Annotated in this window: 20 protein-coding genes; 8 read left to right on the top strand and 12 right to left on the bottom strand. The window is 57.7% G+C overall.

Annotation, left to right across the window (positions count from 1 at the left end; translation table 11 throughout):
• The first annotated feature begins 43 nt into the window (after window positions 1-43).
• A complete protein-coding gene (gene fdxA / locus AU182_RS08180) occupies window positions 44-367 on the top strand; it encodes a ferredoxin FdxA (protein ID WP_066963462.1) in 324 nt (107 codons plus the stop codon).
• Window positions 368-481: 114 nt separating this feature from the next.
• On the opposite strand, the gene AU182_RS08175 is transcribed toward fdxA, so the two are convergent.
• Window positions 482-1,006 carry a carboxymuconolactone decarboxylase family protein gene (locus tag AU182_RS08175; RefSeq protein ID WP_066963459.1) on the bottom strand — a complete coding sequence of 175 codons (525 nt, stop codon included), beginning with the start codon at window positions 1,004-1,006 and terminating at the stop codon, window positions 482-484.
• An 88-nt stretch (window positions 1,007-1,094) separates the two neighbouring features.
• Between AU182_RS08175 and dinB the strand changes: the two genes are divergently transcribed.
• The 4 genes from dinB (at window position 1,095) to AU182_RS08155 (ending at window position 4,019) form a co-directional block, all read left to right on the top strand.
• Window positions 1,095-2,177, top strand: coding sequence for a DNA polymerase IV (gene dinB / locus AU182_RS08170; RefSeq protein ID WP_066963456.1), 1,083 nt, complete (start codon window positions 1,095-1,097; stop codon window positions 2,175-2,177).
• A 177-nt stretch (window positions 2,178-2,354) separates the two neighbouring features.
• Window positions 2,355-2,663: a DUF6116 family protein gene (locus AU182_RS16740; RefSeq protein ID WP_066963454.1), complete on the top strand. Its 309-nt coding sequence runs from the start codon at window positions 2,355-2,357 to the stop codon at window positions 2,661-2,663.
• 184 nt (window positions 2,664-2,847) lie between these two features.
• On the top strand, window positions 2,848-3,555 hold the full coding sequence (locus tag AU182_RS08160) for an RNA polymerase sigma factor (RefSeq protein WP_066963451.1): 708 nt from the start codon (window positions 2,848-2,850) through the stop codon (window positions 3,553-3,555).
• A gap of 2 nt (window positions 3,556-3,557) precedes the next feature.
• Window positions 3,558-4,019, top strand: coding sequence for a hypothetical protein (locus tag AU182_RS08155; RefSeq protein ID WP_066963449.1), 462 nt, complete (start codon window positions 3,558-3,560; stop codon window positions 4,017-4,019).
• 83 nt (window positions 4,020-4,102) lie between these two features.
• On the opposite strand, the gene AU182_RS08150 is transcribed toward AU182_RS08155, so the two are convergent.
• The 5 genes from AU182_RS08150 to AU182_RS08130 form a co-directional block, all read right to left on the bottom strand.
• The gene (locus AU182_RS08150; protein WP_066963447.1) at window positions 4,103-4,897 is read right to left on the bottom strand and encodes an SDR family NAD(P)-dependent oxidoreductase; all 795 of its coding nucleotides are present in this window, start codon (window positions 4,895-4,897) and stop codon (window positions 4,103-4,105) included.
• A 2-nt stretch (window positions 4,898-4,899) separates the two neighbouring features.
• The gene (locus AU182_RS08145) at window positions 4,900-5,676 is read right to left on the bottom strand and encodes an SDR family oxidoreductase (protein ID WP_066963445.1); all 777 of its coding nucleotides are present in this window, start codon (window positions 5,674-5,676) and stop codon (window positions 4,900-4,902) included.
• Between the two features lie 71 nt (window positions 5,677-5,747).
• Window positions 5,748-6,797, bottom strand: coding sequence for a phosphotransferase (locus tag AU182_RS08140; RefSeq protein WP_066963442.1), 1,050 nt, complete (start codon window positions 6,795-6,797; stop codon window positions 5,748-5,750).
• Window positions 6,794-8,020, bottom strand: coding sequence for an acyl-CoA dehydrogenase family protein (locus tag AU182_RS08135; protein ID WP_066963440.1), 1,227 nt, complete (start codon window positions 8,018-8,020; stop codon window positions 6,794-6,796). Before AU182_RS08135 ends, AU182_RS08140 begins: the two co-directional genes overlap by 4 nt.
• A gap of 14 nt (window positions 8,021-8,034) precedes the next feature.
• Window positions 8,035-8,706 (bottom strand): histidine phosphatase family protein, encoded by a 672-nt coding sequence (locus tag AU182_RS08130; RefSeq protein ID WP_066963438.1) that lies wholly within the window; start codon window positions 8,704-8,706, stop codon window positions 8,035-8,037.
• 263 nt (window positions 8,707-8,969) lie between these two features.
• Between AU182_RS08130 and AU182_RS08125 the strand changes: the two genes are divergently transcribed.
• From AU182_RS08125 to AU182_RS08115, 3 genes are all read left to right on the top strand, one after another.
• Window positions 8,970-9,866 (top strand): LysR family transcriptional regulator, encoded by an 897-nt coding sequence (locus AU182_RS08125; RefSeq protein ID WP_066963435.1) that lies wholly within the window; start codon window positions 8,970-8,972, stop codon window positions 9,864-9,866.
• 180 nt (window positions 9,867-10,046) lie between these two features.
• A complete protein-coding gene (locus AU182_RS08120) occupies window positions 10,047-12,077 on the top strand; it encodes an NADPH-dependent 2,4-dienoyl-CoA reductase (protein ID WP_066963433.1) in 2,031 nt (676 codons plus the stop codon).
• Window positions 12,078-12,355: 278 nt separating this feature from the next.
• Complete coding sequence (locus tag AU182_RS08115) at window positions 12,356-17,170, top strand: CapA family protein (protein ID WP_066963430.1); 4,815 nt, start codon at window positions 12,356-12,358, stop codon at window positions 17,168-17,170.
• A 45-nt stretch (window positions 17,171-17,215) separates the two neighbouring features.
• Here the strand turns inward: AU182_RS08115 and AU182_RS08110 are convergent, their stop codons facing one another.
• From AU182_RS08110 to AU182_RS08085, 6 genes are all read right to left on the bottom strand, one after another.
• Window positions 17,216-17,911 (bottom strand): TIGR02466 family protein, encoded by a 696-nt coding sequence (locus tag AU182_RS08110; protein WP_066963427.1) that lies wholly within the window; start codon window positions 17,909-17,911, stop codon window positions 17,216-17,218.
• Window positions 17,912-18,011: 100 nt separating this feature from the next.
• The gene (locus tag AU182_RS08105; RefSeq protein ID WP_082859306.1) at window positions 18,012-20,105 is read right to left on the bottom strand and encodes an acylphosphatase; all 2,094 of its coding nucleotides are present in this window, start codon (window positions 20,103-20,105) and stop codon (window positions 18,012-18,014) included.
• Entirely contained in the window at window positions 20,105-21,055 is a 951-nt protein-coding gene (locus AU182_RS08100) for a transglutaminase family protein (RefSeq protein WP_066963422.1), read from the bottom strand. Before AU182_RS08100 ends, AU182_RS08105 begins: the two co-directional genes overlap by 1 nt.
• Before the next feature lie 23 nt (window positions 21,056-21,078).
• The gene (locus tag AU182_RS08095) at window positions 21,079-22,389 is read right to left on the bottom strand and encodes an HlyD family efflux transporter periplasmic adaptor subunit (protein ID WP_227718184.1); all 1,311 of its coding nucleotides are present in this window, start codon (window positions 22,387-22,389) and stop codon (window positions 21,079-21,081) included.
• Window positions 22,389-24,656 (bottom strand): type I secretion system permease/ATPase, encoded by a 2,268-nt coding sequence (locus AU182_RS08090; protein ID WP_066963419.1) that lies wholly within the window; start codon window positions 24,654-24,656, stop codon window positions 22,389-22,391. Before AU182_RS08090 ends, AU182_RS08095 begins: the two co-directional genes overlap by 1 nt.
• Window positions 24,653-26,137, bottom strand: a complete 1,485-nt coding sequence (locus AU182_RS08085; protein WP_227718183.1) for a TolC family outer membrane protein — start codon at window positions 26,135-26,137, stop codon at window positions 24,653-24,655. Before AU182_RS08085 ends, AU182_RS08090 begins: the two co-directional genes overlap by 4 nt.
• Window positions 26,138-26,179 lie beyond the last annotated feature (42 nt).

Raw genomic sequence — 26,179 nt, 5'->3', positions numbered from 1 at the left:
TGGCCGATTAGCGGCAACGACACTGCATTATCGAGGGACAAAAATGACATTCGTAATTGGGGAAAACTGCATCAAGTGCAAATACACCGACTGTGTGGAAGTTTGCCCGGTAGACTGCTTCTACGAAGGTCCCAACTTCCTGGTGATCCACCCGGACGAATGTATTGACTGCGCCCTGTGCGAGCCGGAATGTCCTGCCAACGCCATCTTCTCCGAAGACGAGGTGCCGGATGACCAGCAGGAATACATCGAGCTGAACGCGGAACTGGCGGAGGTTTGGCCGAACATCACCGAGAAGAAAGACCCGCTGCCCGATGCAGAGGAGTGGGATGGCAAGACCGGCAAGCTGGAGCTGCTTGAGCGCTGAGTGTCGAAGCCTGAAGTTCAATGAAAAGCCGTCGCCGAGACGGCTTTTTTGTATCTGTGGTTTACCGCTCCCGGCATTGACTGCACCCGGACACAACGGAAACCACAAGCGATATCAGTCGGAGGGGACCGCGAGAAACGCAGCAGTGTGGCTAAATTCTGCGGCCAATCCAGCCACTGCCAACGCTTCCAGAATTTCTTCATCACTGGCCCCCCTTTCCCGCGCCGCCTCCACTAACCGCTCCCCGTGATCGTGAGGGCTCTTGTTAGCGTGTCGTGCCACTTCCAGCAAAGCGTGATCCTTGGGCTCGTAATGCGCATGATCGGGGTCGGTGCGAATGCGCATCACTTCGTGCGGGTCCACCCCGAGTTTCTGCAGAGCCGCGCTGTGCAGGGCGATGCCATAATCACTCTGCTCATCTGCCGCCACCATCAGCGCAATACCCTCCTTTAATTTCGGCGACAGGCTGCCGGTCAGCATCACATGCTGGTACCGATTCCACAAAACCGCCAGTATGGTCGGGTTACTTCCGTTGACCCGAAAAATAGCCGGCACCATACCCAGCGTGATTCGAATATCGTCAAGCACCTCGGCCACCCGCGCGTCCGAGTGTGAATCCGTCAGCGGTAAAAGGCTCATGCTGCACCTCCTTGAGAGTGAGAAACATCTTCAATGGTTGGTTAAATTAGTCCGTGGCCGGGGACCAAATACTGTATATAATCCCAGCATGCGAAAAATCATCCACTGTGACTGTGACTGCTTCTACGCATCGGTAGAAATGCGGGACGACCCGAACTTGCGCGGTCGCCCTATTGCCGTGGGCGGATCCAGTGATCGCAGAGGTGTGATATCCACCTGCAACTATGAAGCCCGCAGTTTTGGCGTGCGCTCAGCCATGCCCACATCACAGGCCAAGAAACTCTGCCCTGAGCTGATTGTAGTGCCGGGCAACATGAAAAAATATCGGGAAGTCAGCGCACAGATCCGGGAAATATTTCTCAGTTTCACAGAAAGTATAGAACCTCTATCTTTAGATGAAGCATTTCTGGATGTTACCGACAGCCCCCATTGCAACGGCAGTGCAACCCTGATTGCACAGGAGATACGCGCACAGGTGCACCAAGCGCTGGGCATCACCATTTCCGCCGGCGTGGCTCCAAATAAATTTCTGGCAAAAATTGCCAGTGACTGGCAAAAGCCGGATGGTCTCACCGTAATCCACCCGGACGCAGTGGAAGATTTTGTCCTGCGGTTGCCGGTGAAGAAAATCCACGGTGTCGGTCGGGTCACCGCAGAAAAAATGCAACGTCAGGGGATTCATACCTGCAGTGATTTGCGGCGCTTTAGCCTGCTGGAACTGGTGGAGAAGTACGGAAAGTTTGGCAACCGCCTGTATCATCTTTGTCGTGGTATCGACGACAGACCGGTCAATGGTGACAGCGTCCGCAAGAGCGTGAGCGTGGAGCGTACGTTTAGCGAGGACCTGAAAGACTTCGAGCATTGGCAGGAGCAGATGGTGGGCCTCTACGGACGACTACAGGAGCGCCTGGAAAACCTCGGTGATCGCTACGAAATTAGCGCAGTGATCATCAAGGTAAAATATTTTGACTTCACCCAGTCCACGCAGGAGCGCACCAGCCGCGCGGCCCGTATCAGCGAGTTCAAGCAGCTGCTGCAGCAGTGTTGGGAAAAGCGCAGCGAGGCAATCCGTCTACTGGGTGTCGGTGTCAAACTCAAGGATTTGCGTGCCGAATTAGGCCCCGAGCAGCTGCTGCTACCGTTCCGCGACCGACGCCCATCGACCGCCTGAAACTGCTCACTTTTCAGTCTACTGCAGCGCCTTCGAAGGAGGTTTGGAAACACTACCGAGGCAACTTTTACGCCATACACAGCGTATTTTCGCACTTGGAACCTTTCCTCCATCGGATGGTCGCGCGGACGCGGGCTATACTCCCAACACGGTCTCGAAAGCAGTTTCAATCACTCTATGAAGCGCGTATTACCCAGTGCCCTGGTGGGATGGTTCCTCAACTATGCCCGCCGCCTGAAGCACCCCCAGTTGTTCAAATGGATGTGCGCACTGTTCCTGATTGACCTGATCATTCCCGACCTCGTTCCCTTTGTGGATGAGATTCTTCTCGGCCTCGGCACCCTTTTCCTTGCTGCCTGGAAAAAAAGCAGTCATGTCACCAGCGAAGACCCTGGCGACAACCAGCCCAGGCAAGAAAAAGTGGTTAAAGGGTCCGCAGAAAAAGTGACCGGTGCAGAAAAACCACCGGAGTCCCGGCGAAAATAAGGTTAATACTGAGTCAAGGTGTGGTATTTGCCCCCGAGCGGTTATGGGCAAAATAACGTTAACAGAACATTTACTCGATTTACGATGTACTCCTGACATGGCCAGTGAAGGCCAGAAATGATTTTCCAGGAGATGGACAGCCGGGTAAGTAGCATTGGGAAGTAGCGCCAAGGAGGCAAATCCCATGTTTACGGAGAATTTGTGCAGTCTCAGTGATGAAGATCTGGTTTCTCGGTTTTACGATGCGCGTCACCACAAGGTCTTTCAGGAAATTTACCTGCGCTATAAAGATCAGTTGTTTCGCTACTGCGCGCAGATGGCACCGGAATACTGCGTGTCGGCGATGGAATCTTTCTGGAAAAACTTTCTGGATGCACCGCCGAAGCTACATCGTCAGCGGCTGAAAAACTGGCTGTACATTCAGCTAAGCAGATCGCTGCGCTCCCCCCCTGCCACCAGAGATAATCCCCAGGCTGAAAAAGGTCGTCTGGGTGAAGCGCTGGCCAACTCCAGCGTACTGAGTGCTATTCAGACGCTGCCGCGTCAGCAGAGAAACATTTTCCTGCTGGTAACTGAGTGTGACCTCTCATTGGCAACAGCGGCAGACATCGAGCAAATCCCGCTTTTTACCTGTCGCACTCTGCTGCAACAGGGTAGAGAGCACATGGAGCATGCGTTAAATGGCAGGGCGCGCAAGCCGTGGAAGTCTGCAGCAACACTGGCCCGCGAAGCGGCAGCGCAGGCTCAACGAGCCGACGAGCAGGCTACCGAGCAGCGCGGCAACGCCATGCCGACACCCGCCAGTTCCAGCCCGGTTTTTTCCTGGAAAAAATCCCCGAATTTGTCACCCGCAAGTGCCGCTGGTGCCAATCGCTCTGTTGAGGTAGTTTGAACATGAACAGAAAATGCTGGGAATCATTCTATCACCACGATTCGGGGCAGCTTCAGGTCCCTGCGTCACTTGATGAGAAATTACTTTCGAGTGCCCGCGCCATCAAGCCTCGCAGACCCGTCAACAGTACAAGTAGCAGACTGCTGTCAAAGGCCGCTTCCGGGTTTGGTGCCATCGCCATCGCCATCGTGCTGTTGCACCCCGCTCAATACATTGGGGCAACGCCGGGGCAGATCGGCCACCAGAATAACAGCCGAGAGCTGGGCCTAGAGCGCTACCGCACCAAGCCTGGAAACCAGGCTGCGCGACAGGATACGTGGCACGCACTGCGCACCGAAGTGAAGGCCGGCAATTATATGGAACTCTGTGCCCAGTGGCGGCGACAACAACGGTCGGCAGGCGATAACACCCTGCCTGCAGATCTCGCCAGTAAGGCGCGGCAGCATTGCCGTATTCTCCCCTGACCAGAGAGCGTCTTTTCGCGAACAAACAAAAAAGGGTGTGGTGCCCGATGGCACCACGCCCTTTTCAGTGTTAGTCCAGACGATCAGAAAGCCGAAACACCGCCATCCACGGCCAAAGCCTGGCCGGTGACATAGGTGAGCGCTGGCGAACACAGCATTAACATCGCACTCACCACCTCCTCTGGCTTGCCCAGCCGCTTCATCGGGCATCCCGCGGCAAAAATAGCCTGCATCTGATCCTGGGAGGCGCCTTCCGGTACCTGCATTTCGGCCACCATCGGCGTGAGGGTATAGAAAGGGCAAATAGCATTGACGCGCACGTTATGACGCGCATACTCCACCGCGGCGGTGCGGGTCATGCCAACCACAGAATGTTTCGCAGCCGAGTATGGTGCCGCCTTTGGAGCGCCGCCGATCCCCGCCATGGAACTCACATTCAGGATTACACCGCCGCCCTGTGAGCGCATGAGTTTCAATTGGTGCTTCATACCGAAGAAGACACCCTTCACGTTGACACGGTGCTGCAGGTCGAAGGTTTCTTCCTCCACTTCCTCAAAATACTGCACCGGTGGCGCAATGCCGGCGTTGTTGATCGCGATGTCGAGCCCACCGAAGTTTTCCCGGGCCAGCGCCACCATTGCCGCACAATCCGCCTCGGATCCGACATCGCAGGCCACCGCATGCACTTCCGCCCCCATTGCTGTGAGCCTTTCCACCACCGGCGCCAGCCCCGCTTCATTGATATCCCCAAGCACAAGACGGGCACCGCGGCGGCCCAGTTCTTCAGCGACCAGGGCACCAAAGCCACTGGCGGCGCCGGTGATCAGGGCAACCTTGCCAGTAAAATCCAGAATCGGATCACGTTGAAAGTCCGCCATGATCAAATTCCCCCACACGAAGTCAGGCCACCATCGACCACCACGCACTCACCGTTGGTGTAGCTACTGGCATCGGAAACCAGATACAACACGGTGCCCGCCATCTCTTCCGGCTCCGCATGCCGATGCATGGGGATATGGCTCACCGCCGCCTTGTAGATTTCCTCATGGCTGAACAGCGCACCCGCAAATTTGGTTTTGGTCAGCCCCGGCAACAGCGCGTTTACGCGAATATTGAACTGCGCGCACTCCTTGGCAAAGGCCTTGGTCATATTCACAACCGCCGCCTTGGTGATGGAGTAAATGCCCTGCCCCACGCCCGGCTGCAAGGCATTGATGGAGGCGGTATTTACGATGCAGCCACCGCCGTTTTCCCGCATCAGCTTGCCCGCCTCAACCGACATAAAGAAATAGCCGCGAATATTGACATCAACGGTTTTATTGAAGGCACCTAGATCCGTATCGAGAATATGCCCGAAGTAGGGATTGGTTGCCGCATTGTTCACCAGGATATCGAGCTTGCCGTAATGCTTGCGAATATGGCTGAAAGCTTGCTCGATATCGTCCATATTGCCGATGTGGCAGGGCAGCGCTTCAGCCTTGCCGCCGGCATCATTAATCGCATCTGCCACCCCCTGGCAGCCCTCGATCTTGCGACTGGACACCAGTACATGCGCGCCCTGTTCCGCCAGCAATTTGGCAATGGCCTCGCCAATACCGCGGCTGGCGCCGGTCACCAGGGCAATTTTTCCGTTCAGATCAAAAAGCTTGGTCGCCATGAATTTCTCCCAACAGTCGTGTTATCCGTTTTTTGTTAATGTGTATGAGGGTCGTTCCATTAATGCCGATTTCAGGACTCGTTTGCCACGACATCCAATGCCAGGGTGGCAAGCGGGCCGACAAACGCTCCGAGTTTTACCGCATCCTTGCTGGACGCATTGCCGTCGTGCGCGCGCTTGGCAACCCCCTGGATGATCGCCGCCAGGCGGAAGAAGCTGAAGGCCAGGTAAAAGGCCCAGTTGTCGATGCGCTCAATGCCCATCCGCTCGCAGTAGCGCGCCACATATTCACGTTCAGTGGGTATACCAAGCGTGCCCCGATCCACTCCCATCAAGCCGGAAATATTGCCGCTTTCTGCGGGCATGCGCAGCTGCATGCACTGATAGGCGAGATCCGCAAACGGGTGGCCCAAGGTGGAAAGCTCCCAATCCAGAACCGCAATGGCGCGCGGCTCGGTGGCATGGAACATGATGTTGTCGAGGCGGTAATCGCCGTGCACCAGAGATACCCGGCCATCGTCTTCCGGCAGGTTTTTTTCAAGCCACAGAATCAATTGATCCATAGCGCTGATGGATTGCAGTTCCGATGCCCGGTATTGCCCCTGCCAGCGATCGAATTGCCGCTCAAAATAATTGCCCGGACGCCCGTAGTCAGCAAGTCCCACTTCTTCTGGTTTCACGCTGTGTAACGCCGCCAGCACCCGGTTCATTTCTTCGTAAAAGGCACTGCGTTCAGAGTTATCCAGTTCCGGCAGTGCGGCATCCCAGAAAATCCGCCCCTCGCAGTATTCCATCAGGTAAAACATGGAACCAATGACATCGCGGTCTTCGCACAGGTGCAGTACCTTGGGCACAGGCACCTCGCTCCCGGCCAGGGCACGCATTACCCGGAACTCGCGATCCACCGCGTGCGCCGATTTCAGTAACTTGCCCGGAGGTTGGCGGCGCAGCGCATAGTTGCCCGCGGGTGTTTCGATCTTGAATGTCGGGTTGGATTGCCCCCCGGAAAATTTTTGTGCGCGCACCGGGCCGCCGAAACCAGGGATTTTTTCGCTCAGGTAGTGTGTCAGCCGTTCCGTATCCAGCTGGCCGACCACGGAAGCGTTGGATACGGTGTTCATAAGCCCTCCTCCGCAGCCAGGGCGGCATAGGCCGCGGCAAGGTTGCGCCCCAGTTGCATCATATGCACCTGATCCGGGCCATCCGCCAGGCGAATGGTGCGTGCATAAGCATAGGCGCGGGCCAAATGGAAATCCTGCCCCAGGCCCGCCGCACCATGAATCTGGATGGCACGGTCAATCACGTTACACGCCATCTGCGGTGCCACGACCTTGATCATCGCAATCAGGTCGCGGGCCGCCTTGTTCCCGTGGCGGTCCATCTGATCCGCGGCCTTGAGGGTCAGTAAGCGCGCCTGCTCAATTTCACAGGCCGATTTCGCTATATCCTCACGTACCGAGCCCTGTTTTATCATTGGTCGACCAAACACCACACGGCGCTCTGCTCGCACCGACATCATTTCCAGCGCTCGCTGGGCCTGGCCGATCAGGCGCATGCAGTGATGGATACGCCCCGGACCCAGGCGCCCCTGAGCGATCTCAAATCCCCGCCCTTCACCGAGAATCAGGTTTTCTTTGGGCACTCGCACATTGTCAAAAATAATCTCTGCATGGCCCTCCGGTGCGTCATCATAGCCGAACACCGTCATGGGGCGAATAACCTTTACACCGGGCGTGTTCATCGGTACCAGAATCTGTGACTGCTGGCGGTAGCGGTCTTCATTGTCCGGTGCGGTTTTGCCCATCACGATCATAATTTCACAGCGGCGATTGAGGGCCCCACTGATATAAAACTTGTGACCGTTAATCACGAAGTCATCGCCATCGCGCACGATTTGGGTTTCGATATTGGTGGCGTCACTGGAAGCGACTTTCGGCTCGGTCATGGCAAATGCGGACCGAATCTCCCCGGCCAGAAGCGGTTTTAGCCAGCGCTCCTGTTGTTCCGCTGACCCATACTGGGCCAGCACTTCCATGTTGCCGGTATCCGGCGCACTGCAATTGAATACTTCCGAGGAAAACCCAACACGCCCCATTACCTCCGCGAGCGGCGCGTACTCGAGGTTAGTCAGCCCGGCTCCCCTCTCGGCATCCGGCAGAAACAGATTCCACAAGCCGGCATCTCTGGCCTTGTGTTTAAGCACTTCCATAATCGGTGGCTCGCCCCAGCGATCCTGTTCCAGCTGCTGGTAGTAGTCTGCCTCTGCGGGCATGACTTCGTCCGCCATAAATTGCTGCAAACGCTCCAGCAAGTCCTGCACCTTGGGTGAATATTCAAAGTTCATCGCGGTTTCCGTTGTTAACTATAAGTAATGAATGCGCGGCGATTGCGGTTGTCGAGATGGGGCACGTGATTGAAACTGTGCAGGCTCAAGCCATTGCGTCCGGCAAAGACGTGGCTGATTGCCGTATTTTTAATTTGCATATTCAGCTGTGTCACCGTGTGGGATGGTGCTCCCAGTATCTGGCGCACCATCATGGCAATGGCGCCACCGGAACTCACCACCAGCGTTTTACCGCCGCGCGCACCCGCCGCCAGCACCCCCAGAACATCTTCAATACGCTGCTCGAACTGCTGCCAGCTTTCCGCACCTTTAATCTCGCCGGTGGACCAGGCGTGCATGGCCTTTTTCAGAAAGCGGTAGTAGTCCGCGCGCTCGGCGCCCGCCCCGGGGGCAGCCTGGGGATTTGTTTCGCCATAAGCCTGCATTACCCGCTTGAAATCAAATTCGTTGAGTTGCGGAAGCGCCTCCACTCGATGGCGATTCGGACCCAGCCCCTCACAGATACCCTGTGCGGTCTCCCGGTGACGCTGGAGGTCGCCACTGACGATATGGTCAAACTGCTGCTCATCCTGCGCCCAGTGCTCACCCAGCCAGCGCGCCTGTTGCCAACCAAGTTCCGAGAGCTGGTCGTAGTTATCACTGCCGAACGACGCCTGCCCATGGCGCACAACAAAAATTTCCGACACGGGCTACCTCCTGTGGGGGTTGAGTAGGGGTCGTGTAATGAATGCGTTCAATCATGATTTGCCTTCCCTGGATCCACAGCGGGATCGCGCACGACCTGTTTAAGCCTGACTTACGCTAGCGGTTCCATTTGAATCATCAAAGTTTATTATGTAAATATCCCATCATTCACAACAGTGATACCAAAGAGAGCGGCGGATACAGGCTGCCCAGCGTGGTCACGACACATTCACATGACACATCGGCATTAAAAGAGGGCGGGAACATGGCCAGGCAACTGCATCAGATCGATATGAACCTGTTCCCCGTACTGGAGGCGATCTATTCCACGCGTAATCTCACACGGGCGGCAGAGCGATTGCACATCACACAGCCGGCGGTGAGCAATGCCCTGGCCCGACTGCGCCGGGCGCTGGACGACCAATTGTTCGTCCGCACCCCGAGCGGCATGAGCCCCACCCCACTCACCGAGAACATCATGCCCAGGGTGCAGCAGGCTCTGTCACTGCTGGGCAGCAGCGTGGCAGAGCACCATCGCTTTGACCCCGCCACCGCACAGAAGACTCTGCGGGTGTCCATGAACGACATGGCGGAAACTCTGGTGCTGCCGCACCTGCTGGAGCATCTTCAGCGGGCGGCACCGGGGATCAGTGTGGAATCCTTCTACGTGCCCAGGGACCAGCTGGCCAAGGAGCTGGCGGCCAACAGCCTGGACTTCGCCCTGGATGTGCCCCTGGTGTCCGCAAACCAGCTGAGCCAGCAACGCCTCGTGGCAGACCGGTACCAGTGCATGCTGCGGCCGGACCACCCGCTGGCGGGCGAATCCAGCCTCACCCTGGAGCAGTACCTGGCGCTGGAGCATATCCATGTATCCAGCCGCCGCCGTGGTCCCGGCCTTGCCGATATCGCGCTGAACAAGCTGGGGCGACGGCGCAAAATCCGCCTGCGGGTGCAACACTACCGCGTGGCGCCTTTAGTGGTACTGAAAACCGACCTGGCACTCACGGTGCCGGTCAGCCTCGCGCGCCAGTATCCCGCCCGGTGTTTCGAGCTCCCTTTCCAGATTCCGCAGATGGATTGGCACCTGTTGTGGCATCGTCACCAGGACGACGATGCCGCGCATCAGTGGCTGCGGCAGCATTTACTATCCCTGTTTGGCTAGAGAAGCACGGATCGACTACCGTATCAGGTCAGAGTTTTCGGTCGGATTGGTCACTGCCGCGCGTTCCCGAGACTTGCTATCCTTGAGCCACTCTATGCAACTTTTTGCATATAAACTGCCTTGCTGACACATGGGCAAGGCCTGCGACCTGAAACGTCGGACAGAAAGAGAACAATCACCATGACCCAAGCCTACCCGCACTTGCTTAGCCCGCTTGACCTGGGGTTCACCACCCTTAAGAACCGCGTTTTGATGGGATCCATGCACACCAACCTGGAGGAGCACCCCGGTGGTTTCGACCGTCTTGCGGCCTTCTATCGGGAGCGTGTCCGCGGTGGGGTGGGCCTGATTGTCACCGGCGGCATTGCCCCCAATGAGGAAGGTGGGGTGTTCCAGGGGTCGTCCAAAATGACCACCCCCGAAGAAGCCACCGAGCACCGTGCCATTACCCAGGCGGTGCACGCGGAAGGCGGCAAAATCTGTATGCAGATCCTGCACGCGGGCCGCTACGCGTATAACCCGAATCTGGTCGCACCCTCAGCCATTCAGGCGCCGATCAACCCGTTCACGCCCAAGGCTTTGAGCGACGAAGAAGTTGAACAGCAAATCGACGACTATGTACGCTGCGCCGTCCTGGCCAAAGAAGCGGGCTACGACGGCGTGGAAGTGATGGGCTCCGAGGGCTATTTCATCAACCAGTTCATCGTCACGCGCACCAACCACCGCGACGACCGCTGGGGCGGCAGCTTCGAAAACCGCACGCGCCTGCCCATTGAAATTGTTCGGCGGATTCGCGAAACCGTCGGCGAAGATTTCATCATCATCTATCGGCTGTCCATGCTCGACCTGGTGGAAGGCGGCAGTGATTTTGACGAAGTAGTTGCCCTCGGTCAGGCCATCGAAAAGGCCGGTGCCAGTATCATTAACACCGGCATCGGCTGGCATGAGGCGCGAGTGCCGACCATCGCCACCAGTGTGCCGCGCGCAGCGTTCGCCGACATTACCGCCAAGGTCAAGCAGCACCTGCGCGTACCGGTGATCACCAGCAACCGTATCAATATGCCCCAGGTGGGCGAAGACGTACTGGCCGCCGGCAAGGCCGACATGATTTCGATGGCCCGCCCCTTCCTGGCGGATGCGGAGTTCGTCAACAAGGCGGCGGAAAACCGTGCGGATGAAATCAATACCTGCATCGGCTGCAACCAGGCCTGCCTGGACCACACCTTCGAACTGAAGCTCACCTCGTGTCTGGTCAACCCGCGCGCCTGTCACGAAACCGAGCTGAATTACCTGCCGGTACAAACGGCAAAAACCATTGCTGTGGTTGGTGCAGGCCCCGCTGGCCTCGCCGCATCCACGGTCGCGGCAGAACGCGGTCACAAGGTCACCCTGTTTGAAGCCAGCGACAAGGTGGGCGGCCAGTTCAATATTGCCAAGCAGATTCCCGGTAAAGCCGAATTTGAAGAGACGCTGCGCTACTTCAAGCGCAAACTGGAACTCACCGGTGTCGAGGTGCGCCTGAACACCGTCGCCACGGAAGAAAACCTGAAGGGCTTCGACGAGGTCATCATCGCCACCGGTATTTCCCCGCGCACCCCACCCATTGACGGTATCGACAATGCCAAAGTACTGACCTACCTGGATGTGCTCAGAGACAAAAAACCGGTGGGCAAAACCGTGGCCATTATCGGCGCCGGCGGCATCGGCTTCGATGTGGCAGAGTACCTCACCCACAGCGAAGACCACGCCGACGAGCTGATTGCCAGCAACAAAGACGAGTTCTTCGACGAGTGGGGCGTAGATATCGCGCTGGAGCACCGCGCCGGCCTCAAGCCACAACAGCCGGTGACCAGCCCACGGCAGATCTTCCTGCTGCAACGAAAAGCCTCCAAAGTGGGTGCGGGCCTCGGCAAAACCACCGGCTGGATTCATCGCACCAGCCTCAAGCACCGCAAGGTACAAAACCTGGCCGGCGTGACCTACGAAAAAATCGACGACCGGGGTCTGCATATCCGCCTGGGGGATGAGCAAAAGCTGCTCGAGGTCGACAACGTGATTGTCTGCGCCGGCCAGGAGCCCCTGCGCAAACTGCACGACCAGCTGCAGGCACGGGGTCAATCCAGCCACCTGATCGGCGGCGCCTTCGAAGCCGCCGAACTCGACGCCAAGCGCGCCATTGATCAGGGTTCTCGCCTGGCCGCAGAACTTTAATCTCCACTTGGCCTGGTGCGGGCAACGATGTTCCGGTTGCCCGCTCGCTGTATCCCCTGACGCCGGTTTAACACCACACTCTCTCCCCTCCGCCTGCGCCGCCCCCCTTCCCTCGCCCGGCAGAACCCGATCACCAAACCTATACTGGGTGATACGGATTGATCTGCCAGGGATGCGCGCCAGTCCTCCGCGATGCGCCGCAAGATACGTTTCTTGCGCTGTGGCTAACGGCCTTCCCTGCTCGTCACAATAACGACCGACAGGAACGTATCTGCGTCATGGCCAACCCCAACTCCTTGTCTGATTTACTGTCCCGTGCGCGCCCGAAGGTAGAGCAAGAACTGCAAAACCTGCCGCCTCCCTACACACTGTTCTTTTCCATCAGTGATGGCAAACAGCGAGCCAGGGTGTGCCACGCCCGCGGCAAGGATCTCGACGCACTCTGGCGCAAGCTCGCCGCCCAGGCCCGAAAGCTGCTCGCGTCGGCAAAGATGCACGGGCGCTGGCTGCGCATCGACTGGGTGACGGACGCCGAACCCATGGACTGGCGCACCCTGCGGCAGAAGTTTGAAAACACCAAGCGCGGCTATTTCCGCTACGGGCTGGCGCTGGACAGCGACTGGAAAATTGCCTTTCTGGAGCAGGAGCTCAATGGCAACGCCATGCTGTACGGCGGCAACAAAGTGGCTTATGCCACGGTGAATGAAAGCCGTTTCCGCGCCTATACCAACCTGCGCTTTGGCCGCAAAACGCCGCTTGATTTCAATGACGACACCCCGGTCACCCGCCTGCATATGGAAGGCCTGTTCGTCGATGGCAACACCGAGCCGCAATTACTGTACGGCCCCGGCCGCAACGCCGGACGCCGGCGGATCGACACACTGGATGAGCCAACGGCCTGTCACGTGGTTGACACCAGCACCCGTTATCTCGCCTCCCAGGTATTAAAGAGTGGGCGCTTTGAATACGGCTGGCATTGTTGTTTCGACCGCCCCATTGGCACCTACAACACGTTGCGCCATGCGAGCTCTACCTATGCCATGACTGAAGGCTGGGAAGTAAACCGCGATACGCACACCAAGCGCGCCATCGACCGCGCGCTCAACTACCTCACGAACAAACTGATCAAGACCGCGCCGCTGCCGTCGGGTGAGGAAGCCGCCTTTCTGGTGGAAGCAAACGGAGAAATAAAGCTCGGTGGCAATGCGGTGTGCCTTCTGGCGCTGGTGAAATACATTGAACTCAGCGACAGCGACGCGGTGCGCGATCAATACGCCGGGTTACTGGAGAAGCTGGCACTGGGTATCCGCTTTATGCAGGACCAGGCCACCGGCAAGTTCGTGCACGTACTGCAGTACCCGGAACTTACCGTCAAGGATGAATTCCGGATCATCTACTACGATGGCGAAGCCGCTTTTGGCCTGATGCGCCTGTACGGGCTGACCAAGGATGAGCGCTGGCTGCACATTGTGGAAACGGCTTTTGAATACTTTATTGCCAACAATCACTGGCAGGCCCACGACCACTGGCTCAGCTACTGCGTCAATGAGCTGACCCTGTATCGGCCGGAAGCACGCTACTACCAGTTCGGCATACAGAATGTGGTCGGCCACCTGGACTTTATTATCGAGCGCATCACCACCTTCCCCACCCTGCTGGAACTGATGATGGCCGCCGAGCGTATGGTTACCCGGCTTCGCCACGAAAAAACATTTTCCCATCTACTGGCGCAGTTAGACCTGGACAAGTTCTACCACGCGCTGCATACCCGCGCCATGTACCTGTTGAATGGCTACTTCTGGCCCGAATACGCGATGTTTTTCAAGAATCCCGGGAAGATCGTCGGCAGTTTTTATATTCGCCACCATGCGTTCCGGGTGCGTATTGACGATGTAGAGCACTACCTCTCCGGGTTTGTGGCGTTCCGCAAATATCTCCTGAACGGCGGTTGTCCAAAAGACATTGGCCCCTATCAGCAAATGCCTCCGGTACCGACACTGCAGAACAGCCAGTTTCCCACCCTCGCCTGGGGCGGCGATGTGAATCTGGCGCGCCGCCAGCATTACCGCACCGAACAACTGGGTGAGGAACAGGTCCTCGGCCGAATTCCCGCGCTCAGCAACGCGGATCTGCGCCTGGTCAATCTGGAATGCGTCGTTGCCACCAGCGGCGAACAGGGCATCGACAAGGGCGAGAAATCACCCTACTACTACCGGGCACGTCCCGAGATGCTGAAACTTTTGTGCCGTGCCCAAGTTGACGGTGTCACCACCGCCAACAACCACAGTGGCGATTACGGTGACCAGGCTCTGCTGGAGCAGGGCTTTTGGTTAGATGCCGTGGGTATCGGCCATACGGGCAGCGGTGCCAACCTCGATGCGGCACTGCAGCCTTTGATTCGCCCCGCGGGCGACCTGAACGTCGCCATCTTTTCACTGGATGCAACGCAAACAACCTCTGCCGCCGGCACCCGCCAACCAGGGTGTGCCTTCCTGTCGCTGCGCGACCCCGAGGCCTGGGCTCATCTGTTGCAACCGCGCATCACCGCCGCGCGCCAACGTGCCCACATCGTCATCGTCGCCGTGCACTGGGGGGATAACCTGGAAACAGAACCCGGCGCCGCAGAAATCGCCGTGGGTCACCAGCTTATTGACGCCGGTGCGGATGCGGTGCTCGGCACAAGTGCACATATTCTGCAGGGCATTGAAATTTACAAGCACCGGCCAATCATCCACGATGCCGGCGACCTGCTGTTTGACTCGGTGCGCAAGACACTGAAAGACAGCGGTATTTTTCAACTCTCCCTCAGCCATCGCGGCGTCGAGAAAGTGCGCTTCTTCCCGGTGGGATCCGGGTTCAGCTTCAGCCATCAACTCACCGGGCTGGGTGCCAGCGCGGTCACCCAACGTTTCGCTAAATTGTGTGCGGCTCTGGGCACCAACCTTCAGCCCTTGCAGGATGGCAGCGGGCAAATCCTGCTGACCCCTCCCGCACGCGCGCAACGTGCCCTGCCCCCTGCACCCAGAACACAACGACATCCGGAAAAGCTGGATAACATTCAGCGCCCGCTCCACCCGCACTGGTTTACCGATCAAGTCCCACCCGACGCTCGTATTACCCCGCGGGACTTCGGCCCCCTGCGGTTGCTCGGGCTTCGCTACAGTCCCACGAAAATTGAACAACGCCAGCTGCTATTTGTGGAAACCTTCTGGACACTGAACCCCGAGCGGCAGGCACCACTCACGGAGAACCTGCGACTGGACATCCGTGCGGTGCCGATACAGGACCCGCAGGCGCCCTGTTGGGGAAAGTCCATGGACCACGACCCCTGTGACTGGCAGCTGCCCACAAGCCGCTGGCAACAAGGGGTCATCTACCGGGATTTTTATGGCCTGCGGCCACCGGCCACCAAACAACTGTGCAATGGTGGCCTCAGTCTGGAAATCGGGCTGGTTGGAGCGGAGACACAACTCCGCCCGGTACCCGTGCTCAAATCCCAGATACCGGTCAACATCGCCGGGTTACCGGAGAACCCCAATACCATCGACGGGCGAAATCCGCCGGTGTACCGCAGTGAATTCCCCCCCTGTACCTTCGAACACCCCCCCGGCCAAACCTGGAATGCACAGCAGCTGGCAGAAATTACCGGTGGCCAGTGGATCGTAAAGCCACCGCAAGGCTGGTATGTGCGCAGCGTGGTTTCTGGGCAGAGTTTTATCGCACAATCCCTGAATCCAACGCTATTTGTCGCCCACCGAAGCAGTGACCGCGCGTATCACGAACGCAGCTCGCAGAGTAAATATACCAATTGGGACCTGCACGATAAGCTGGTCGAGATCGTGCAGCAGGCCGGCGGCCGACTCGGTGCCGTGATGGTGGAAAAACCCGTGCCGGGATTGCCCCCGGAGTTACCCGTACTGCATGTCCGCGATCCGATTCAGGCGATCGTGGAACTGGGACTGGCAGCGCGGCAGCGCTACCAGGGCGATGTGATCGCCGTGACCGGCACCGCAGGAAAATCCTCCACATTGAAAATGCTCGGTACCATGCTGGGTGGCAAAGAGAAGGTTCTCACCAGTTTGGGGAACTACAACTCGCGGGTCGGAGTACCATCAATGCTCGCCAGCCTGAGCAAGGACCATCAGGCTGCGGTGATCGAGGTTGCCCAAAGCGCACTGTGGATGCGCCAGGGCCCAATCACGCGACGGATTCACCCGACCATCGCCCTGATTACCGGCATCGGCGTTTCTCAGACCACCAGCCAGGTAAAAACCACCCGGGATACCGCCAAGTGGAAGTCCCGTATATTCGATGGGTTGAGCGGCCGCGCGGTGGCGATTGTCGGTGAGCACCTGTTGCACTTCGACTACATCAAAAAGCAGGCCAGCCGCTTCGCCAAACGGGTGATCGTCTTCGGTCATAGTGAAACTGCTGAGGTGCGTATCGCACGCATTGATGCAGATGCTCTGAGTAGTCGGGTAACCCTGCAAATCGCCGGCAAACAGCTTAAATTTATCGTCCCGGCGCCGAGCCTGGGAATGGTCTACAACGCGGTGGCGTCACTGTGTGCGATGTATGCCATGGGGCAATCTGTCGAGCAGGCGGCCGAGGCCCTGCAGGACTTTGTTCTCGACGAGGGGCATCTGGATCAGGGAACACTCTACCTGCCCGATGGTGAGGTGCGTGTGATTGATGACAGCTGGAATGCGACCGTCAGTTCAATGCTGAATGCCTTTTCGGTGCTTGCGGATGCACCACTTTCCGAGAACGGAAGGAAAATCGCTGTGCTGGGACGTATTGTGCAGCTGGGAGACCAGGCCCCGGAATTGCACCGCAGCCTCGCGCAGCCTCTGATCGAAACTGGCGTAGAACTGGTGGTAACCCACGGCAGCGAAATGCAGTTTCTGCGCGATGCATTGCCCGAATCTCTACTGGGGCCACACTTCTCGACCGCGGAAGAACTGGCCCGCTATCTCGCGGGGGCGCTGCGCGCTTCCGACCTGCTCCTGATCAAGGGTTCCCGACGGGACTCCGACTTCGGCTTGGTTCCGCGGCTTCTGAAGCAGTTGATGGCCAGGGAAGAGCCCGCCTGAAGCGGCGGCTCTTACCGTGTTTTGGCTGGGCTGGCACTGATGGGGCTATGACGATGGCTCGTCCGTCTCCACCATCGCAAACTGCTGAGCCTTCTGCAGTGGCAGCATGGTCCCCGCACGACGTTTGACCGACTGGCTTTCGATTTTCACATTGAAGGCAATACAGATGCGCAGTGAATCATCTTCTACTGGATTCACGTAATGGAGTAGCCAGTTGGGGAAAATCACCAAACGGCCAGCCCGCGGCACCACACGCACACGGCTGCCGAAGCTGCTATTGGGGAGCTCCGCCTGAATGCACAGCATCCGCGGGTCGAGAAACTCGATATTGCCACTACTCACGCTTTTCTCTTTTACCAGATCGGACTTTACGTAGTACACGCCGGACCAGGTACAAGATTCATGATTGTGGATTTTGCGATAACTGTCGGCGCGCGACACGTTGGCCCAAGCGTGCGCCAGCATATCCTGCGCTTTCGGATTGTATTTCTGCTTGGTCGCCTTCAGGGTAATTTCCTTGATGCCATTGATCACCCACTTCTTGAAGATAGCGATTTCTTCATATGGCCACTCGAGAAAATCTTTCTGTGAATCCCAGCTTCCGATATTCGACCGTTTCATTCCCGGCGTGCGGGATTCCATGTCTAGGATGATCTCCATGAGCCGGTGATTGACCGGTCCGGACTCCTCCATGTCTCGCACCAGAATGGGTGTGCTGAATGCGGTTCTGATCGTATGCATAGTCTTGCCTCAACTATTCCCTGCAACCTTCCGTGCAACGTTCCTAGAAAAATCCCTGGAAAAATCCCTGAAAAACTCCCTGCAAGGTCGATGAAACCGGTTAGCCAATTATGTTAAACCGGGTTTTACCGGTACAGGGTTGTTCACTGCGTTCTACAGACTCGACCGTTGCCGAATCCGGACCCTGCCGGCACAACGTGTAGAGGCTGTCTAGAGCTGCGGGCGTGCCCTCGAGCACCGCTTCCAGTATGCCAACGCCATTCTCTTCTCGGTTACGTGCCCAGCCACTGATACGGTGCAAAAGTGCCTTGCCCTTGAGCCAGCGACGCAGACCTACTCCCTGGACGGCACCGCGCAGCACAAATCGTTCGCATACTTTCTGTACCGCCTGCTCCGTATTTAAAGCAGATCGAACCAGGGCGCCGGCAACATCGCGGCCATCGCCCTGATCCGGGAAGTGATGCCAGTAGAGCCTGGGATTACATACTGCATCGGTGACCTGCCACGGTTGCTCTCCCATGTCCCGGCTGATATCCGCCGCATACAGGTCGATGCCGACGAAGGGCGGATCGAAAATGGCCGTCAGGGTCTGATCAATAATCGGCAGCACACTCGCATGCACCAGGTCACCAACCTCGATTCGCGTATCACCCTGGCCGCGCTCCCCGGGGCGAATCAACAGGGCAGACACCAGCTTCCCGTCGATCACCAGCAGGCGAAAGCGGTTCAAGCTCTGGCGGTTGGTGGCTTTGTAACTGGCGCTGGTTGGCAAGATGTCATCCAGCCAAACGCGATTACGGGTCACCTTCCGTGAAACCATGCGTACGCCTTCCGGCATTCCACTGAGGAAAAGGCACTGGCCAGTTGGCCCGACGAGCCGAAATACACTGTTCGACAGGTGTTCAACCTGCACATTCTGTGCAAAGGCCGCCTGCTGTATCAGACTGGCCTGAGACTGTTCACCTTCGGTAAAAGCCTGCTCGTATTGGTGATTGGCATAGGGCGCCGCCAGCGCAATGGTGGGCTCGGTATGTGCGGTGACAAGGCCGTCGCCTGCTGGAGAAAAGACCTGCGTGATCAATCGGTCTGGCACGTCAATGGGACGACCGTAAGCGGGAAATACCGCATCGCATATCCCGGGATTGGAATTTACCTCGATGACATATCCACGAGGTGAGCCAGCCTTCCACACCGCGGGAGCGACATGGATCAGATCCACGCCCACCTGAACCAGACCGGGAAAACATCGCGCAGCCCGCTCGGCGATGGCCAACAGGTCCTTGTGCAGATGATCGAACACTTGCACGGTTTCACCACCGGCAGAGGTATTGGCTACACTGGTGAGCTGCACCTTTTCACCGGCCGCCGGCACCGCATCCAGCGAGATACCTTTGCGCTCCAGCAAGTCGAACCGCCGAATCAGGTCCAGACGCAGGCTAGGATTTTTCTTTCGCACCGCATTTTTCTTATCCACCAGCGTGCGAATACTGTGCTGTCCGTCGCCCACCACATGGGCCGGCTCGCGCACATAAGCGGCTTCCGCTTTCCCGGCAATCACAATGATCCGAACATCCTGGCCAACAATATTCTGTTCCACAACAACCTTGCGGCTTTCCTTGCGCGCAAAAGCAAAGGCACTGGCAAATTCCACTTCCGTGCCTACACCGCTGGTCACGCCATGCCCTGAGGAGCCGTCGATGGGCTTGACCGTAACGGGCACCCCGGCCTGCTGAAAATAATGCAATGCCGTTTCATAGTCCTGAAAGACACCGCCGGAGGGTACCGGTACACCCGCAGCCGCCATCATCTGTTTGGCAATGTGTTTCTGTCGCGCGCAAAACGTGAATACCGCCGAGTTGGCCGGCGAGTTCTGGCGAAAAATCACCCGGTGTTGCCCGTTGAACACCTCAAATATCAGTCGACGGTGGTACCGGACATCCAGCCCTTTTGCCACCGCTGCGTTGCAGAGTAACTGAATGCCAATGTCATCCTGGCTGTGCAGGAGCGGGGAAGACGAGTAATCATTTTCCGCACATGTCTGCATGATCGACGCTACCGGTAGCACCTGCTGAGCCGTGCTCCCTTCCGGGCAAGAACCCGGATCTATCACTGCGCCCTGGTCTTCGCCTGCCGCAGCACCGGGTGATCCCGATTCTGCTGTGGCAGTCTTGTGGTCGCCAGTCGTCTCGTGCATTACTCTGCTCCCTGCATTTCCAGAATACGCCACTGCATATCCACATCGACCTCCCCACGACGCTTGCTGACGCCGCGAGGGAAAAGGTTCGACCAGACCCAGACAGAATTCCGGTTCAATACGATTTTGCTGTGGCTGCCCACGCCAAAGCCGTAACCAAAACGTGGATCCAGAGCGAGATTCGCGTCCACCGGTATCCAGCGGCCATCCAGATACACCTCCGCCGCGTGGTGGTTTGGCTGGCTGAACTCGCGGTGCTCGGTAAACAGAAACTCGGAGGTCATTCGCGCGGGATACCCCATGGCCCGGGCGATCGCCACGAACAACGCCGCATACTCGGTGCAGTCGCCCTGCCGCGCCGATACCGCATACAGTGCACCGCGCGTCGATTGTCGGCGGTATTGAATCATCTGCTGAGGTGTGAGGAATGCCGCCCGCAGACGGGCTTCGGGATCGGCATAGCTGCGCTCGATATGGCGCGCGAGGCGCACAATTTCATCGGCTTCAGACTCGATGTATTTCGCAGGCTGGGTGTAGACATCGTGCGGAGATGGCTGGCGAGGCCGTCGCTCCAATGCCTGCGCGGAGGAATGAAGCTGATAGTCTTGTACCAACAGATCAAAGTAGACTTTCTTTGTCGACGTACTGCCTGCCGGAATAGTCCACTCCAGCTCCACATAATCGCCGGCGCCATGCTTGAAAGACTTACGTGTAAAGTGCTGCACTTCATCATGGCGTATGCCCAGCAACTGCTGTTGCATGTGGCCCTCAACGGGCACCGCCACGCGATGTACATAGCCCTCCATCGGTTCAGCGGTACCGTTCTCAACGGTGATTTCGGCCACCAGTGTCAGGTACTGCACCTCGTTGCGAGAATCCGCAGAAAGCCGATTTGAGGCGGCCAGCACCACAGAAATCAGGGGCAGTAAGGCAATGAATTTCCACAACATTCGGCTTCCTCCCCTGGTATTGATCAGCGTTCGCGCAACGCCTCACCGGCCTGGTTAAAAGGTTTCACCAGATAGTCAAAGACGGTCTTGGATCCAGTGCGCACATCCACCGTTGCCACCATGCCCGGGACAATCGGAAATTCCTTGCCAGCCCGATTCAGCAAGCCATCACTCTCCGTGAGAATCAATACGCGGTAGAAGTACTCACCGGGCCGGGTTTCATCCTGGATCGTGTCCGGTGAAATACTGGTCACCTTGCCATCCAGGCCACCATACACCGAGTAATCGTAGGCAGTGATCTTTACCTTGGCATCCTGTCCGGGGTGAATAAACGCGATATCCCGCGGCGATATTTTTGCTTCGATCAGGAGGCGATCATCCAGTGGAACAATTTCCATCAGACGACCATTCGGTGGTAGTACACCGCCAATGGTTGTGACTTCAATATCGTTTACGATACCGCGCACAGGGGACTTCAATGTCAACCGAGTGAGGGAATCCGAGCGCCCCTCGATCACCGAACGCAGAGCTTCTACCTCGGCACTCACCGACGCCAGCTCCTCACGGGCGCGCACCATATACTCCGAGCGCACATCCTTGATCTTCAGGTCAATTTCCGATTTCTGGCGACTCAAGCGCAGGACTTCGACGTTGCTCGCCGCACCGGAACTCACCAGCGAACGGGTGATGGATAATTCACTGTTGATCAGGTCGCGAGATTCTTCGAGGCTGCTGAGCGAGTCACGCAGGCTTTTCTGGCGGGTCTGGTAGAGCCTGCGCTCCTTGGCAATCAAGTCACTGTGCTGCTGCAAAGAATCGGGAAAGGCCAACTCGGTGCCGTTGACCTCTGCACTCAAGCGCGCTGCACTTGCGAGAGCCGCGCGATAGCGTGCTTCGCTCTCCTGCACATTGGAACGTACCTTGGTGGGATCCAGCTGCGCCAGAATCTGGCCGCGCTCGACAATATCCCCCTCGGATACATTCAAGCGCGCGAGAATCCCGCCTTCCAACGATTGGATCATCTGCGCCCGGGATGTGGGTATCACCTTCCCCGCGCCCTTGGACACCTCATCCACCCTGGCAAAATAAGACCAGGCAACAAAGCACACCAGTAACAGGAAAAAAATCCAGATTACCCGATTGGACCTGGCCAGCTGGGAATCGTCCGAATCTTCACTGTAGTGGGCACCAGCGTTGTGAAAGTCCGCTTCCAGCATCGCCACGTTCGCGGAAACCGCCGGCGTGCCGGCACGGCTACTGATGGCGGATTCATGCTCCGCCAGCCCGTTGCCTGGCGCACTCTTGGGTCCCTGCTGCGGTTTGCGTTCCGACATCAGCTTACCTGCTCGTCTTTGCGGCGCCTGCGCGCATCCACGGATGCCGATGCTTCGCCCTCATTGGTCGAGGCCGTTGTGTCTCGCGCACTGGCCTGTGCCAGTTTTTGCAGGGCGATGGCTTTGGGTTCGTCGAGAATCAAGCGGCCGTTTTCCACAACCAACACGCGGTCCGCCAATTGAAGGGTACTGCTACGGTGCGTGGCAAAAATCAGGGTCCGCCCCTCGGCCCAGCGCTGTAGTTTCGCGATAAAACGCTTTTCCGTGAGATCGTCGAGGGACGCGGTAGGTTCATCCAACAGTACGATGTGTGGATTGCGGATAAACAGCCGCGCCAGAAGCAGTGACTGACGCTGGCCACCAGACAATCCCAGACCGCCTTCCAGAACAAGGTGTTCCATCCCTTTTGGCAGTTTGCGGACAAATTCCAGCGCCCCGGACATATCCAGCGCAGCAAGGATTTCCCGATCCGTCGCACCGGGCGCGCCCAGTGTTACATTCTCCCGCAGGGTGCCGTGGAACAGGTTGGCATTCTGGGTGAGCAACCCGATGTCCCGCCGAATATCCGCCGGGTCGATATGCTCCAGGCTGACGCCGTCCAGGGTAATTTCCCCGGCACTCGCCTCCATAAAGCCGGATAGCGCCTGTAGCAGGGTTGACTTGCCTGCACCGTTACGCCCAAGAATGGCGATCTTTTCGCCCGCCTTGATCCGCAGGGAATCCACTTGCAATGCCGGTACACCATCATCCCCGGCAGAATATTTGAACGCCGCCTGTCGCAACTGGTAATTGCCGCGAATGGAGGGCAAATGTACCCGGCGACTGCCCTCCGGATGATCCACCGGCAGGTGCATGATCTGATCAAGCCCCTTGAGCGCGTACTTTGCCTGCTGCCAGCGGCTGAGCACCTGGGTAATCTGAGACATGGGCGCCATCATTCGGGACCCGAGAATGGACGCCGCCACCAGTGAGCCGGTGGTCATATCCCCGGCCATCACCATCGGCGCACCAAACAGCACAATCAGCGCGAACACCGAGGATTGCACATTGTGGGTCCAGGTCACGAGGCGGCCGATCAATCCGCGCAAGCGCAGATTGGATTCTGCGGTGACCGCATTGTAGTGATTCCACTGTTGCTGAAAACGCTGCTCCGCCTGCAACGCCTTGATGTCTTCCATACCCTGTACAGTTTCCACCAACATGGCATTGCGCAGGGAAGATTCGCGAATGGATTCGCCAGCCAGTTGTGCCAGTTTTCGCTGGGCGAGCAGGCCCGGAATAATCAGCGCAGCAAGCGCTGCGAGTGGCACCAGCGCCAGCGGGCCGGCGATGTACCACATGAAAAATAGAAACAGGAAAAAGAACGGCATATCCGCCAAGGCAAGAATGGTGGTGGACGTTACCATTTCCCGCACGCGCTCCAGTTCCCGGATCTGCGAAATAAAGGCACCGGTGGATTTTGGCCTGGCACTGTTGCGCAGGCGTACCGCGTGCCCGTAAACCAGATCGGATACACGAATATCGGCGCGCTTACCCAACAGGTCAGTTACCCGGACTCGATTGACGCGCATGACAAAGTCAAATATCACCGCAATCATCACCCCGCTGAACAATACATACAGGGTGGGGGTAGATTCCGCGGGAATGACCCGGTCGTATACCTGCTTGGAAAATAGAATACCGGCAAGCGCCAGCACATTCGCCACAGTGGTGGCGATCATGACATGACCGTAGGGCTTTAGATCCCGCAGAATAATGGAGCGGAACCAATGTTTTTCCTGCGGTTTGACGTAGTCGTCCACACGCGCGTCCGCGACATTATTCGCAGGGCGCAGTATGACGACCGCTGAAATCTGGGCGGCCAGTGCATCCGCTTTCAGTTGGGATGTCGCCCCCTGGTCTCCACTGAATACAACCGACAGCCCTCCTTTACCATCCGCGGCCTCGATGACCCCCACTTGCCCATCTCGCAGCTGAATCACCAGGGGCAACCGCCATGGACTGAGCATACTCGGGTCAAAGTCACAGAATTTGGCCACCAGGCCAGATTGCCGCGCCATGCTGCGCACCACATTTTCGACCGGTTCAGCGCTACCCCAGTGGGAGGCGATACGTACATTTTCTTCTGAGAACTCCAGCCGGTAGTGCTTCCCCACGGCCACAATCGCCGTACGCCAGGGCGCGTACTCTATGCCACCGCCTGGCACCTGTGTGCCTGCCTGTGACGATGCCCGTGTCTGTTCCGGCGAATGCTGCTTATCGTTCATGGCAGAACTTCCACCCCTTGTATGGCGCGCCCCTGAAGATCAAAAGCACTGCGAATTTCACCCACGGTGTACAGACAATCGACGTTTAACTGGTACAAGTCATACTGGGTATTGCTTTTCTCGATCCGCGCCTGCTGCACCTCCTCTTCCGAGTTCAACAGCTCCACTAATGTGCGCGTACCGAGTGCCGAATACTGCTTGCGATAGAGATCTCGCGTTTCTTCGATGGCGCGAAGCCGTGTGTCCAGAATATTCAGGCTGCGTTCCAGACCAATGCTCTGACTCTGCGCGATACGCAGGTCCCTTGCCACCGTGAGCCTGGCACTGTCTTTGGCGGCCTCCGCCGAGCGCATGGCAAAATTTGCCGCATCCCGGTTGGCATAAATGCGGCCACCCTGGTAAATCGGCATCGAAAGATTCAGGAAAATGGCACTCTCGTTATCATTGAGTGCGTTGGTATCAATATATTGCTGATCCAGATAACGGTTGACGCTGCCGTCCAATGACAGGGTCGGCCAGGATTGTGCGCGCGCTTCTTTCAGCTGTGCCACAGCCTCTGCGCGCTCGGCCTCCGCCAGCAAAACGGCCGGCGCTGTATTGGCCAACATGGGATCAATCATGCAACCACTGACCACAGGCTGTGGAACACCATTGGTCAAGGCGATCGGCTGCTCTATGCCCATCAAGTTCTGCAGCACACTGCGCCAACGATTCAACTGTGCGAGGGTCTGCTGACGGTTGGCACGGGCAGATTCGATGCGCGCCTGCGCCTGCAACACATCCGAGCGGGAACTGGCTCCGCGCTTGTTGCGCATAGACACCAAACGGGAAATGGATGACACCCCTTCCACCTGGGCATCGGCGGATTCAACCAGTGCCTGGTAGCGCATTACCTCAAGCGCTGCCTGAGCGGTATCGCGCGCAATGGTATCGATCTGTTGCAGCACCCTCGCCTGGGAAGCACGTGCGCCCGCCGTCGCCGCGTCGATACTTCCGGAGATTTTCCCAAAGTCATAAATGACCTGCGAAATATACAGCTGTACCGCATGTCCTTCGCCGTCACCGTCGTTCTCGGTATCATAGCCACCGACAACCCCAACGCTCACTTGCGGGAAATAACCCGCGCGCGCTGAGCGAATACTTTCCTGCTGACGCTGGAGTTCGCCCACCGACTGCCCCACAGCCGGATGCCACGCTACCGCCTGCTGCACCGCATCCGTCATGCCGATTGTTAAGCCGGCGCTACTGGCGGATATGCCTGGGTTCAAGGGTTGCGCGGAATACAGCGGACTGACGGTTACCTCGCCCTGAAGACGGCTCGGACTAATAGACTCGAACGCCGATTCGTTTGACGAGTCGGCAAACACCACAGACGACAGTGCGGCAATAACCGGGATCAACAACCGGGAGGCGGAATAGGTTTGGCGGCTTAACAGACGCTCAGCCATCCCTAGCTTGAGAATCGTATTTCGATGACTCACTGTTATTCACTTGTTCGTGCTGCGTACGGGCCACTTCCTGTA

The organism is Microbulbifer sp. Q7 (assembly GCF_001639145.1).
In the GTDB taxonomy this organism is placed as follows: Bacteria; Pseudomonadota; Gammaproteobacteria; order Pseudomonadales; family Cellvibrionaceae; genus Microbulbifer.
The sequence above is the reverse complement of the archived record's forward strand: the minus strand, read 5'-3'. Positions and strand labels throughout refer to the sequence as shown.